Source organism: Streptomyces sp. NPDC045956 (assembly GCF_056430705.1).
The window spans coordinates 1023427-1036279 of record NZ_JBWKKZ010000001.1 but is presented as its reverse complement, the minus strand read 5'-3'; the positions used below and the strand labels follow the sequence as shown (position 1 = coordinate 1036279).

The following is a 12853-nucleotide window of genomic DNA, read 5'->3' as shown; positions in this document are numbered from 1 at the left end:
GGCCTGGTGCGCTCCCCGGCGTGCGCCCCCTGGTGGGGGCGCGGGGGCTCGCGGGGTTCAGTCGGAGGCGGCGGGGGCCGTGCCGTTGCCGTTGTCCTCCGCGATGCGCTCGTGGTGGTGGATCACCTCGGCGATGATGAAGTTCAGGAACTTCTCGGCGAACGCCGGGTCCAGCTTGGCGCTTTCGGCCAGGGCGCGCAGCCGGGCGATCTGCTTCGCCTCCCGGGCCGGGTCGGCGGGCGGGAGCTGGTGGCGGGCCTTGAGGTGGCCGACCTGCTGGGTGCACTTGAAGCGCTCGGCGAGCATGTGGACGACGGCCGCGTCGATGTTGTCGATGCTGTCCCGCAGCCGGGCCAGCTCCTCGCGGACGGCGGGGTCGACGGTGTCGGTACCGGTGTTGCTGGTGGTCATGGGCGCCCACCCTACGTGCGGACGCGGGGCGGTCGCAGTCCGTCTCATGGCCCGAGAAGTCGGCGGGTGCCGTCGGGGTCGCCTGCGAGGCGCTTGTGGAAGTAGACGTCCTCGTGGCCACCGGGTACGCCCTCGACGCGGCCCCGTTCGCGGTAGCCGAGCCTCGGGTAGAAGCCGGGGGCCTGGAAGGTGTAGGTGGACACGATCATGTCGGTGCAGCCGCGCCGGGCGGCCTCCTCCTCGGCCGCGCGCATCAGCCGGCTCCCCCAGCCGGCCTGTCGCTGGTCCTCGCGCACCCACAGCAGGTCCACGGAGGCGAGGGTGCCCCAGGTCCAGGCGGTGAGCCCGCCGACGAGGGCGCCGCCCTCGTCGGTGACGCGCACGGTGAGGGGCCGGGTCCGCGCGCCCTGGGCGGCGGCGGTGTTGAAGGCGGTCAGTTCGGCGTCGAGCCGCTGTTCCAGGTCGTCGTCCGCGTCGCCGACGCGCAGGGTGGCGGTGGTGGCGGTGGTGGCGGTGTGCTGTTCGCTGGTCACGGTCCCGGATTGTGCCGCAGGCCGGGGTGCGCGGCGACGGGTTTCCGCCGGGCGGCCCGCGGCCGGCGCTGCGCCGTCCGTCCGGTCGGCGCAGCGCTCCTCGTACGGGCGGAGCGCCACTCGTACAGTGGGAGGAGGGTTCAGGCGTCTTGGGGGTGGGCGTGGCGAACGGCGGACCGGTGGAGCACGGTTTCCCGCATCTGGAGACGGTGCGGGCCGCCGTCACGGCGCTGTACAGGCGGTTGTCGTACGACACCGTCCGGACGTTCTCGGCCAGTGTGGCCCCGGCCGACGTGGCGTTCTGCGACACGGACGACCTGTATCTGGGGGCGCAGCGGGTGGCTCACGAGCTGGTGCGCCATTACCGGCTGCCCGACGCCCGGATGATCGTCTCCTTCCGGGAGATGACGCATGCGGCGAGCGTGGAGCTGGCGGCGGGGCCGGAGTACTTCGTCGAGCTGAACGACCGCTTTCGTACGCATCGCCGCGATATCGGGGCGGCCCTCGCGCACGAGGTGATGCACGTGTACCTGCACCGTCTCGACCTGTCCTTCCCCGGCACCCGGGACAACGAGATCCTCACCGACACGGCGGCGGCGTACCTGGGCGCCGGCTGGCTGCTGCTGGACGCCTTCCGCCAGGACGCGGCGTCCTCGCAGAAGCTGGGGTACCTGACGCCGGAGGAGTTCGGCTATGTCCTGGCCAAGCGGGCGCTGGTCTTCGGGGAGGACCCGTCGGTGTGGTTCACGAGTCCGCAGGCCTACACGGCCTACGGGGAGGGCATGGCCCGGGCCCGTCGGGACGGGCGGCAGCCGCCGTTGACGGCTGCGGGCTGGGCGGGCCGCCGCCGGTACGCGCGCGACCGCCGCCACGCGCAGGATCCGCAGGCCGGCGCCCCGGCGGTGGAGGGGCCGTACGCGTTCACGGGGGGCGGGAGCGGTCCGCTGCGGGTGTCGTTCCCCTGTCCGACGTGTCATCAGCGGATCAGGGTGCCGGTGCGGGGGCGGGTGCGGGCGCGATGCGGGCTGTGCCGGACGGTACTGGAATGCGACACCTAGAACAGGTGAACGATGCTTCAATGCCCGCATGACGGAGACGATCAACGAGCCCTGGGGGCTCAGTGTGTTCGGTGCGGGCAGTGTGCGGGTCGAGCCGCAGCTGGTACGGGTGAAGCTGGCGGTGGACGTGCTGGAGCCCGCGCCGGACCGGGCCTTCGAGGGGGCCGGTACGGCCGTGGCACGGCTGCGGGAGGTGCTGCGCCGGCACGGGGTGCCGGACACCTCGGTCTCGGGCTCCCGGCTCAGGCTCAGCTCGGAGTACAACGGGTACGGCGGCGAGCGGACGTTCCTCGGGTACCGCTGCCAGGCGTCCTACTCGGTGGAGACCGAGGCTCTGGACGGGCTCCAGCAGCTCATCGTGGACGCGGTGGACGCGGGCGCGCACCGGATCGACGACGTCGAGTTCGACGTGCACGACAAGCCGGCGATGCGCGACGAGGCCCGTCGCAAGGCGGTGGCCGCCGCCCGCCGCAAGGCCGAGGTGTACACGGAGGCGGCGGGGGTGCGGCTGGGCCCGGTGGTGCACATCCAGGACGTGGACGCCGAGTCGTTCCGCCAGTACCGGGGCCATGGGGGCGGGGGCGGCAGCTCGGCCGGTGACCTGGCGCCGGGGATGGTGGAGGTGTCGGCGGGTGTGGTGCTGGGCTTCTCCCTGACCCACTGACGCCACCCAGCGACGTGGTCTCAGGCCGGCCGCACGATGCCCTGCGCGCGTGCGGCCGCGAGCCAGGCGGGGAACTCGCCCACCAGGCGGTCGTACAGCTCGGCGTCGGTCACCTGCCGCGGGTCGCGGCCCGCGTGGAAGAACCCGGCGTTGTCGACGACCCGCCGCTCGGGCACCGCCAGGTCGTCGAGCCTGCGCAGGTAGTCGAACTGGCGGCTGTCCGGGTCGCCGAAGCCGACGAACTGCCAGAACATCGGGAGCGGCGCCGCCTTGCACAGGTAGCGTTCCGCGGCGAGCTTGTTGACCGGTCCGCCGTCGGTCTGGAAGACGACCAGGGCGGGGTGGCGGGCGCCGCTGTCGAGGTAGTGGTCGATGACGGCGTCCATGGCCAGGTGATAGCTGGTCTTCCCCATGTGCCCGAGGCCGGCCACGATCCGGTCGATGCGTCCGCGGTGGTCGGCGAGGTCGATCCGGGAGACGGCGTCGACGTCCGTGGAGAAGAAGACCACCGGCACGCTGCCGTCGTCGTCGAGGTGCGCGGACAGCCCGAGCACGCGGTCGGCGAGGCCCTGCACGCTGCCGTCCCGGTAGTACGGCTTCATGGAGCCGGAGTAGTCCACGACCAGGTAGACCGCGGCCCGGGCCCCCTCCAGCCCGTGCTTGGTCAGGGACGCCCCGGCGGTCTTGTACAGGTCGACCAGCGCGGGCGCCGTCTCCTGGACCTTGGTGAGACTGATCGCGGCCATGCGGACTCCCCCGTCACCCGATGCGTACGGCACTCGGCTGCCGAGGCTACGGCACGGTGCACCCCGCCTCTCAGCTCGTCCACAGGCGTTCGCTATTTTGTTCGCCGCCGTCCCCACCGGCTCACCGTCCGTTTCGTCCCGAGGAGCCGGCGTGGATCCCGAGTCCACCGTCACGACCTGTTACCGCCATCCCGCGGTGGAGTGCCACGTCCGGTGCACCCGCTGCGAGCGCCACATCTGCCCGGACTGCATGCGCGAGGCGCCCGTGGGCCACCAGTGCCCCGAGTGCGTGAAGGAGGGGGCACGGTCGGCCCGGCAGGCCCGGACGATCGTCGGCGGGCGGATCTCGGCGACGCCGGTGGTGACGTACGTCCTGTTCGCGGTGAACGTCCTCGCGTATCTGGCGGAGGTGGTGCGGCCCCAGCTCCTGGACCGGTTCTCGATGGTGGGGGCGCGGCTGGTCGGCCCGGACGGGGTCCGCTACGTGCACGACGGCCTGTACTTCGGGGACGTGCGCGTCGAGGGGATCGTGGCCGGCGAGTGGGAGCGGATGCTCACCAGCGCCTTCCTCCACGTCTCTCCCTTCGAGGGGACGTTCGGGATCCTGCACCTCACGATGAACATGGTCGTGCTGTGGCAGCTGGGGCGGGTCGTGGAGCCGATGCTGGGCCGGGTGCGGTTCGCCGTCCTGTACCTGCTGTCGGCGTTCGGCGGGTCCGTCCTGCAACTGGTCTTCGCCGACCCCGGGCAGTCCGCGGTCGGCGCGTCGGGCGCGGTCTTCGGCCTGGCGGCGGCGTACTACGTCCTGCACCGCCGGGTGGGTGCGGACATGGGCGCGGTCAACCGTTTCATGGCCTTCCTGCTGCTGTGGCTGGTGGTGTCCGCCGGGTTCACCTCCTGGCAGGGCCACCTCGGCGGCCTCCTGGTGGGCGGCGCGCTGGCCTTCGCGTACGCGTACGCGCCCCCGGGCGAGCGGCGGACGGCGGTGCAGGCCGGTGCGTGCGCGGGGCTGGTGGTGCTGCTGGCGGTGACGGCGGCGATCAAGGTGTCGGAGATGACAGGCGGAGGTATTCCCCTATGAAACGTGCCGGTGTGCTGCTCCTCGCGGCCGTCCCCGTGGTCGCCACGGGGGTGTACTTCGTCATGCCGTCGGACTCGGCGGACGCCCCGGTGACGCCGCCCGTGTCCACCACCCAGTCGTCCCGCGAGGACGCCAAGAGCCGGGCGGAGGAGGAGCGGGCGGCGGACGACGCGCTCATCGCCGGTCTGCCGCCGGGGCTCGCCGCTCCCGCGAAGAAGGAGCTGGCGCAGCAGCTGGTGTCCAGCGCCGAGAACTCGACCACGAAGTGGCGCACGTCCTACGGCACCATCGAGGACCTCGGCGACGGGTGCGGCTACACGGCGGGCATCATCGGCTTCTGCTCCGGCACGCACGACCTGCTCATGCTGGTGGAGCGCTACACGAAGGACCATCCGGACAACGGCCTGGCGGCCTACCTGCCGGCCCTGCGCGAGGTGGACGGCACCGACTCCCACGAGGGCCTGGACCCCGGCTTCCCGGCCGCCTGGCAGGCGGAGGCGGAGCTTCCCGCGTTCCGCGAGGCGCAGGAGCGGGAGCGGGACCGTGTGTACTTCGAGCCGGCGGTGCGCCTGGCCAAGCTGGACGGGCTCGGCACGCTCGGCCAGTTCGTCTACTTCGACGCGATGGTCTTCCATGGGCCCGACACCGACGCGGAGGGCTTCTACGGGCTGCGGGAGCAGACCCTGCGGAAGGCGAAGACGCCGGGCCAGGGGGGCGGGGAGAAGGCCTATCTGAAGGCGTTCCTGGACGTCCGCGCGCAGGGCATGCGGGCCAAGCGCCCCGGGATCGACACCTCGCGCGTCGACACGGCGCAGCGCCGGTTCCTGGAGGCGGGGAACCTGGGGCTGGACACGCCGCTGGTGTGGGAGATGTACGGGGACACCTACCGGCTGCCGTAGCCGCGGCCCGGAGCATGCGACGGCGCCTGCCCCATGGTCCGGTCGGGGACTGGGCAGGCGCCATCAGTGTTCCGCACGCCTTTGTGCGGGACGTTCTTCGGTTGTTCCGTCCGTCAGACCGCGAGAGCGCGGTCGGTCGGGCGGATCGGGGCCGGCAGTTCGCTGGCTCCGGTCAGGAAGCTGTCGGCGCCGCGGGCGGCCGAGCGGCCCTCCGCGATCGCCCAGACGATGAGCGACTGGCCGCGGCCGGCGTCACCGGCGACGAACACACCCGGCACGTTGGTCTGGAAGTCGGCGTCCCGGGCGATGTTACCGCGTTCGTCGAGTTCCAGGCCGAACTGGTCCACCAGCCCGTTCTCCCGGTCGGTGCCGGTGAAGCCCATGGCGAGGGTGACCAGCTGGGCCGGGATCTTGCGCTCGGTGCCCGGCTTCGGGGTGAGCTTGCCGTCGATGAACTCGACCTCGCTCATGTGCAGCCACTGGACGTTGCCGTCCTCGTCGCCCTCGAAGTGGGTGGTGGAGACGGCGTAGACCCGCTCGCCGCCCTCCTCGTGGGCCGAGGTGACCTTGTAGAGCATGGGGAAGGTCGGCCACGGCTGGCGCACGGCGTCCCGCTCCTCGCCCGGCCGGGGCATGATCTCCAGCTGGGTGACGGAGGCCGCGCCCTGGCGGTGGGCGGTGCCCACGCAGTCGGCGCCGGTGTCGCCGCCGCCGATGACGACGACGTGCTTGCCCTCGGCCGAGATCGGCGGGGCGACGTAGTCACCCTCCTGGACCTTGTTGGCCAGCGGCAGGTACTCCATGGCCTGGTAGATGCCCTGGAGTTCGCGGCCGGGGACCGGCAGGTCGCGGGCGGTGGTGGCGCCGGCGGCGATGACGACGGCGTCGTAGCGCTTCTTCAGGTCGGTGGCCTTGAGGTCGCGGCCGATCTCGACGCCGGTGCGGAAGCGGGTGCCCTCCGCGCGCATCTGCTCGATGCGGCGGTTGATGTGCCGCTTCTCCATCTTGAACTCGGGGATGCCGTAGCGCAGCAGGCCGCCGATGCGGTCCGCGCGCTCGTAGACGGCGACCGTGTGGCCGGCCCGGGTGAGCTGCTGGGCGGCGGCGAGACCGGCCGGGCCCGAGCCGATGACGGCGACGGTCTTGCCGGACAGGCGCTCGGGGATCTGCGGGGCCACGTCCCCGGTCTCCCACGCCTTGTCGATGATCGAGACCTCGACGTTCTTGATGGTGACCGCCGGCTGGTTGATGCCGAGCACGCACGCCGACTCGCACGGCGCCGGGCACAGGCGGCCGGTGAACTCCGGGAAGTTGTTGGTGGCGTGCAGGCGCTCCTGCGCGGCCGACCAGTCCTCGCGGTAGGCGTAGTCGTTCCACTCGGGGATCAGGTTCCCGAGCGGGCAGCCGTTGTGGCAGAACGGGATGCCGCAGTCCATGCAGCGGCTGGCCTGCTTGCTGATGATCGGCAGCAGGGAGCCGGGGACGTAGACCTCGTTCCAGTCCTTGACGCGCTCCGGGACGGGGCGGGTCCTGGCGACCTCGCGCCCGTGGTTGAGAAAGCCCTTGGGATCAGCCATTGGTCGCCGCCTCCATCATCTTCTCGGTGATCTCGGTCTCGGAGAGACCGGCTCGCTCGGCGGCGTCCTTGGCGGCGAGCACTGCCTTGTACGTGCTGGGAATGATCTTGCCGAAGCGCTCGACGGCGGCCGGCCAGTCGGCGAGCAGCTTCTCGGCGACGGTGGAGCCCGTCTCCTCCTGGTGCCGGCGCACCACGTCGTGCAGCCACTGCTTGTCGGCGTCGTCGAGGGCCTCGATCGCGCCCACGTTGCCGACGTTGACGTTGTCCCGGTCGAGGTCGATGACGTAGGCGACGCCACCGGACATGCCGGCCGCGAAGTTGCGCCCGGTCTCGCCGAGGACGACGGCGTGGCCGCCGGTCATGTACTCGCAGCCGTGGTCGCCGACGCCCTCGGAGACGACCAGCGCGCCGGAGTTGCGGACGCAGAAGCGCTCGCCGACCTTGCCGCGCAGGAACATCTCGCCGCCGGTGGCGCCGTAGCCGATGGTGTTGCCGGCGATGGTGGAGTACTCGGCGAGGTGGTCGGCGCCCCGGTCCGGGCGGACGACGATCCGGCCGCCGGAGAGGCCCTTGCCGACGTAGTCGTTGGCGTCGCCCTCCAGGCGCAGTGTGACGCCGCGCGGGACGAAGGCGCCGAAGGACTGGCCGGCGGAGCCGGTGAAGGTGATGTCGACGGTGTCGTCGGGCAGGCCCGCGCCGCCGAACTTCTTCGTCACCTCGTGGCCGAGCATGGTGCCGACCGTGCGGTTGATGTTGCGGATCGGGACCTGGGCGCGCACCGGCGCGGCGTCGGTGGCGCTGGAGGCCGCCAGCGCGTCCGAGGCGAGCTTGATCAGCTGGTTGTCGAGCGCCTTCTCCAGGCCGTGGTCCTGGACGACGGCCTGGTGGCGCACGGCGCCCTCGGGCAGCGCGGGGACGTGGAAGAGCGGCTCCAGGTCGAGGCCCTGGGCCTTCCAGTGGTCGACCGCGCGGGTGACGTCGAGGGTCTCGGCGTGGCCGACGGCCTCCTCGATGGAGCGGTAGCCCAGCTCGGCGAGGATCTCGCGGACCTCTTCGGCGATGAAGCGGAAGAAGTTGACGATGTACTCGGCCTTGCCGGAGAACCTCTCGCGCAGCACCGGGTTCTGGGTGGCGATGCCGACCGGGCAGGTGTCCAGGTGGCAGACGCGCATCATGACGCAGCCGGAGACGACGAGCGGCGCGGTCGCGAAACCGAACTCCTCGGCGCCGAGGAGCGCGGCGATGACGACGTCCCGGCCGGTCTTGAGCTGGCCGTCGGTCTGCACGACGATGCGGTCGCGCAGGCCGTTGAGCAGCAGGGTCTGCTGGGTCTCGGCGAGGCCCAGCTCCCAGGGGCCGCCGGCGTGCTTGAGCGAGGTGAGCGGCGAGGCGCCCGTGCCGCCGTCGTGGCCGGAGATGAGGACGACGTCCGCGTGTGCCTTGGAGACGCCCGCCGCGACCGTGCCGACGCCGACCTCGGAGACCAGCTTCACGTGGATGCGGGCCTGCGGGTTGGCGTTCTTGAGGTCGTGGATCAGCTGGGCCAGGTCCTCGATGGAGTAGATGTCGTGGTGCGGGGGCGGGGAGATCAGGCCGACGCCCGGGGTGGAGTGCCGGGTCTTGGCGACCCAGGGGTAGACCTTGTGGCCGGGCAGCTGGCCGCCCTCGCCGGGCTTGGCGCCCTGGGCCATCTTGATCTGGATGTCGTCCGCGTTGACCAGGTACTCGGAGGTGACGCCGAAGCGGCCCGAGGCGACCTGCTTGATGGACGAGCGCCGCGCCGGGTCGTACAGGCGCTCCGGGTCCTCGCCGCCCTCACCGGTGTTGGACTTGCCGCCCAGCTGGTTCATGGCGATGGCGAGGGTCTCGTGCGCCTCCTGGGAGATGGAGCCGTACGACATGGCGCCGGTGGAGAAGCGCTTGACGATCTCGGAGACCGGCTCGACCTCGTCGAGGGGGATCGGCTGCCGGTCGCTCTTGAAGCCGAACAGGCCGCGCAGCGTCATCAGGCGCTCGGACTGCTCGTTCACGCGCTCGGTGTACTTCTTGAAGATGTCGTACGTGCCCGAGCGCGTGGAGTGCTGGAGGCGGAAGACCGTCTCCGGGTCGAAGAGGTGCGGTTCGCCCTCGCGGCGCCACTGGTACTCGCCGCCGATGTCCAGGGCGCGGTGCGCCGGCGCGATGCCGCTGGCCGGGTAGGCCTTGGCGTGGCGGGCGGCGACCTCCTTGGCGATGACGTCGATGCCGACGCCGCCGATCTTGGTGGCGGTGCCGTTGAAGTACGTGGCGACGAACTCCTCGTCGAGACCGACGGCCTCGAAGACCTGGGCGCCGCGGTAGGAGGCGACGGTGGAGATGCCCATCTTGGACATGACCTTGAGGACGCCCTTGCCGAGGGCGTAGATCAGGTTCCGGATGGCCTGCTCGGGGTCGTTGTCGACGGCCTGGAGGAAGGTGCCCGCGCGGACCAGGTCCTCGACGGACTCCATGGCCAGGTACGGGTTGACGGCCGCGGCTCCGTAGCCGATGAGCAGGGCGACGTGGTGGACCTCGCGGACGTCGCCGGCCTCGATCAGCAGGCCGACCTCGGTGCGCTGCTTGGTGCGGATGAGGTGGTGGTGGACGGCCGCGGTGAGCAGCAGCGACGGGATCGGGGCGTGCTCGGCGTCCGAGTGGCGGTCGGACAGGACGATCAGCCGGGCGCCGTTCTCGATGGCGGCGTCGGTCTCGGCGCAGATCTCCTCTATGCGCGCGGCGAGGGCGTCGCCGCCGCCGTGCACCCGGTAGAGACCGGAGAGGGTCGCGGCCTTGAAGCCGGGCATGTCGCCGTCGGCGTTGATGTGGATGAGCTTGGCCAGCTCGTCGTTGTCGATGACCGGGAAGGGCAGCAGGACGCTGCGGCAGGAGGCGGCCGTCGGCTCCAGCAGGTTGCCCTGCGGGCCGAGCGAGGAGCGCAGGGAGGTGACCAGTTCCTCGCGGATCGCGTCCAGCGGCGGGTTGGTGACCTGGGCGAAGAGCTGGGTGAAGTAGTCGAAGAGCAGCCGCGGGCGGTCGGACAGCGCCGCGATCGGCGAGTCGGTGCCCATGGAGCCGATCGGCTCGGCGCCGGCCTTGGCCATCGGCGCGAGGATGACGCGCAGCTCCTCCTCGGTGTACCCGAAGGTCTGCTGGCGGCGGGTGACCGAGGCGTGGGTGTGCACGATGTGCTCGCGCTCGGGCAGGTCGGACAGCTCGATCTCGCCGGCCTCGATCCACTCGGCGTACGGCTTCTCCGCCGCGAGCTGGGCCTTGATCTCGTCGTCCTCGATGATCCGGTGCTCGGCGGTGTCCACGAGGAACATGCGGCCGGGCTGGAGGCGGCCCTTGCGGACGACCTTGGCCGGGTCGATGTCCAGGACGCCGACCTCGGAGCCGAGGACGACGAGGCCCTCGTCGGTCACCCAGTAGCGGCCGGGGCGCAGACCGTTGCGGTCGAGCACGGCGCCGACCTGGGTGCCGTCGGTGAAGGTGACGCAGGCGGGGCCGTCCCAGGGCTCCATCATCGTGGAGTGGAACTGGTAGAAGGCGCGCCGGGCCGGGTCCATGGAGTCGTGGTTCTCCCACGCCTCCGGGATCATCATCAGCACCGAGTGCGGCAGCGAACGCCCGCCGAGGTGCAGCAGCTCCAGCACCTCGTCGAAGGAGGCGGAGTCGGAGGCGTCCGGCGTGCAGACCGGGAAGATCCGCTCCAGGTCCGAGGACGAGCCGAAGAGGTCCGAGGCGAGCTGGGACTCGCGGGCGCGCATCCAGTTGCGGTTGCCCTTGACCGTGTTGATCTCGCCGTTGTGCGCGACGAAGCGGTACGGGTGGGCGAGCGGCCAGCTCGGGAAGGTGTTGGTGGAGAAGCGGGAGTGCACGAGCGCGATCGCGGAGGCGAAGCGGCGGTCGGACAGGTCCGGGAAGAACGGCTCCAGCTGGCCGGTGGTCAGCATGCCCTTGTAGACGATGGTCCGCGCGGACAGCGACGGGAAGTAGACGCCGACCTCGCGTTCGGCGCGCTTGCGCAGCGCGAAGGCGCGGCGGTCGAGGGCGATGCCCTCGGAGACGCCGTCCGTCACGAAGATCTGGCGGAAGACCGGCATGGTCGACCGCGCGGTGGCACCCAGCATCTGCGGGGCGACCGGGACCTCGCGCCAGCCGAGGACGGTGAGGCCCTCCTCGGCCGCGATCGTCTCGATCGTCGAGACGGCGTCCTCGGTGCCGTCGACCGGCAGGAAGGCGATGCCGACGGCGTACGCCCCGGCCTCGGGCAGCTCGAATTCGGCCACCTCGCGGAAGAAGGCGTCCGGCACCTGGGAGAGGATGCCCGCGCCGTCGCCCGAGTCGGGCTCGGAGCCGGTGGCACCGCGGTGCTCCAGGTTGCGCAGCACGGTGAGCGCCTGGTCGACCAGGGTGTGCGATGCCTCGCCGGTGAGAGTGGCGACGAAACCGACGCCGCAGGCGTCGTGCTCGTTGCGGGGGTCGTACATACCCTGCGCAGCAGGGCGAGCATCCATGAAGGACCAGTTCTGGCCATTCGCGGAGTGCTGGGACGGCTGGCGCGGCGTACGCATCGGCTCTCCCGTCGTCGTCATCTGGCATGTGCAAGTGCCGAGGGACGACGTTGGCCCTCTGCGTGAGATCAAAATTTCGTGCAGGTTACATGATGGAGTGATTCTCGGGAAGCGGGATAATCCGTTCCAACATGCGGACAGCGAGGGTGGCGGCGGGGGTACCGCGACCGGCGGTGTGATCCATGGGGACCGGGGCGGAATCGGGGCGGACAGGTCCATGTCCGTCGATCCGAGGGGGGCGAGGAGAGCTCCGTCGCTCGCTTCGCGGGTGCGCGGCAGGCCTCATTGCTCACAGCGCTTACGGCTCATGCCCGGGGATCACGCGCTCGAAACCAGCGAGTAACGGTTATTTATGCGGGACCCTGCATAGGTTCAAGCCGGGCTATCCTACGGCCGTTCCGAAGAAACTGCCCAGGACGTACGTCACACCGGCCGCCGCGCCGCCGAGGGCGAGCTGCCGCAGCCCGCTGTACCACCAGCTGCGCGCCGTCACCTTGGCGACCACCGCGCCGCACAGGAACAGGCCGACCAGCGCGAGCACGACCGCCGGCCACAGCGCGGTGGCGCCGAGCAGGAAGGGCAGCACGGGGAGCAGGGCGCCCAGCGCGAAGGAGCCGAACGAGGACACGGCCGCGACCAGCGGCGAGGGCAGGTCGCCGGGGTCGATGCCCAGTTCCTCGCGGGCGTGTATCTCCAGCGCCTGCTCGGGGTCGCGGGACAGCTGCCGGGCCACCTCGCGGGCGAGGTCCGGCTCCACGCCGCGGGCCTCGTAGAGCGCGGCCAGCTCGGCCTCCTCGTCCGCCGGGTGCTTCTTCAGCTCGCGGCGCTCCACGTCCAGCTCGGCCTCGACCAGCTCGCGCTGCGAGGCGACGGAGGTGTACTCGCCGGCGGCCATGGAGAAGGCGCCGGCGGCGAGACCGGCCAGGCCGCTCAGCACGACGGTCTGCTGGCCGACGGCGCCGCCCGCGACACCGGTCATCAGGGCGAGGTTGGAGACCAGGCCGTCCATCGCGCCGAAGACGGCGGGGCGCAGCCAGCCGCCGTTCACGTCGCGGTGGGTGTGGTTGTCGCGGTGCGCCTCGTGCAGCGGCGCCTCGGTTTCGATGATGGCCATGCGGATCCCCCGGAAGGCTAGTTTGGATCGGTTCTACTTTTTAACAACACCCAAGCTACGCCGATCATTTCCGCCTCGCCAGCAAGGAAAGGCTGCGCTTACCTGCGGCTTTACCCTTCCCCGCTCATCCGTGATCTTGAGTGCACAGATGTCGTCCGGGTGACGCTGGGGCCCGC

General features: G+C 71.3%; 10 protein-coding genes. 4 read left to right on the top strand and 6 right to left on the bottom strand.

From position 1 onward, the window contains the following. Positions 1–57 precede the first annotated feature (57 nt). Together AC07FV_RS04570 and AC07FV_RS04565 are read right to left on the bottom strand one after the other, a co-directional pair. Positions 58–411, bottom strand: a complete 354-nt coding sequence (locus AC07FV_RS04570) for a chorismate mutase (RefSeq protein ID WP_479084575.1) — start codon at positions 409–411, stop codon at positions 58–60. A 44-nt stretch (positions 412–455) separates the two neighbouring features. After that, entirely contained in the window at positions 456–944 is a 489-nt protein-coding gene (locus tag AC07FV_RS04565; RefSeq protein ID WP_479084574.1) for a GNAT family N-acetyltransferase, read from the bottom strand. A gap of 161 nt (positions 945–1105) precedes the next feature. Between AC07FV_RS04565 and AC07FV_RS04560 the strand changes: the two genes are divergently transcribed. After that, positions 1106–2002, top strand: coding sequence for a hypothetical protein (locus AC07FV_RS04560; RefSeq protein ID WP_479084572.1), 897 nt, complete (start codon positions 1106–1108; stop codon positions 2000–2002). 28 nt (positions 2003–2030) lie between these two features. Next, positions 2031–2666 (top strand): SIMPL domain-containing protein, encoded by a 636-nt coding sequence (locus AC07FV_RS04555; RefSeq protein ID WP_479084570.1) that lies wholly within the window; start codon positions 2031–2033, stop codon positions 2664–2666. Positions 2667–2686: 20 nt separating this feature from the next. On the opposite strand, the gene AC07FV_RS04550 is transcribed toward AC07FV_RS04555, so the two are convergent. Continuing rightward, complete coding sequence (locus AC07FV_RS04550; protein WP_479084569.1) at positions 2687–3412, bottom strand: VWA domain-containing protein; 726 nt, start codon at positions 3410–3412, stop codon at positions 2687–2689. Between the two features lie 151 nt (positions 3413–3563). On the opposite strand from AC07FV_RS04550, the gene AC07FV_RS04545 reads away from it, so the two are divergent. Both AC07FV_RS04545 and AC07FV_RS04540 read left to right on the top strand, forming a co-directional pair. Continuing rightward, on the top strand, positions 3564–4493 hold the full coding sequence (locus tag AC07FV_RS04545) for a rhomboid family intramembrane serine protease (RefSeq protein ID WP_479084567.1): 930 nt from the start codon (positions 3564–3566) through the stop codon (positions 4491–4493). Further along, positions 4490–5392: a chitosanase gene (locus tag AC07FV_RS04540; RefSeq protein ID WP_479084565.1), complete on the top strand. Its 903-nt coding sequence runs from the start codon at positions 4490–4492 to the stop codon at positions 5390–5392. Before AC07FV_RS04545 ends, AC07FV_RS04540 begins: the two co-directional genes overlap by 4 nt. A gap of 113 nt (positions 5393–5505) precedes the next feature. Here the strand turns inward: AC07FV_RS04540 and AC07FV_RS04535 are convergent, their stop codons facing one another. The 3 genes from AC07FV_RS04535 to AC07FV_RS04525 form a co-directional block, all read right to left on the bottom strand. Beyond that, positions 5506–6969 (bottom strand): glutamate synthase subunit beta, encoded by a 1464-nt coding sequence (locus tag AC07FV_RS04535; RefSeq protein WP_479084563.1) that lies wholly within the window; start codon positions 6967–6969, stop codon positions 5506–5508. Next, positions 6962–11506 carry a glutamate synthase large subunit gene (gene gltB, locus AC07FV_RS04530; protein ID WP_479084892.1) on the bottom strand — a complete coding sequence of 1515 codons (4545 nt, stop codon included), beginning with the start codon at positions 11504–11506 and terminating at the stop codon, positions 6962–6964. Before gltB ends, AC07FV_RS04535 begins: the two co-directional genes overlap by 8 nt. Positions 11507–11945: 439 nt before the next feature. Then, positions 11946–12677, bottom strand: coding sequence for a VIT1/CCC1 transporter family protein (locus tag AC07FV_RS04525; RefSeq protein WP_479084562.1), 732 nt, complete (start codon positions 12675–12677; stop codon positions 11946–11948). Between the last annotated feature and the right edge of the window lie 176 nt (positions 12678–12853).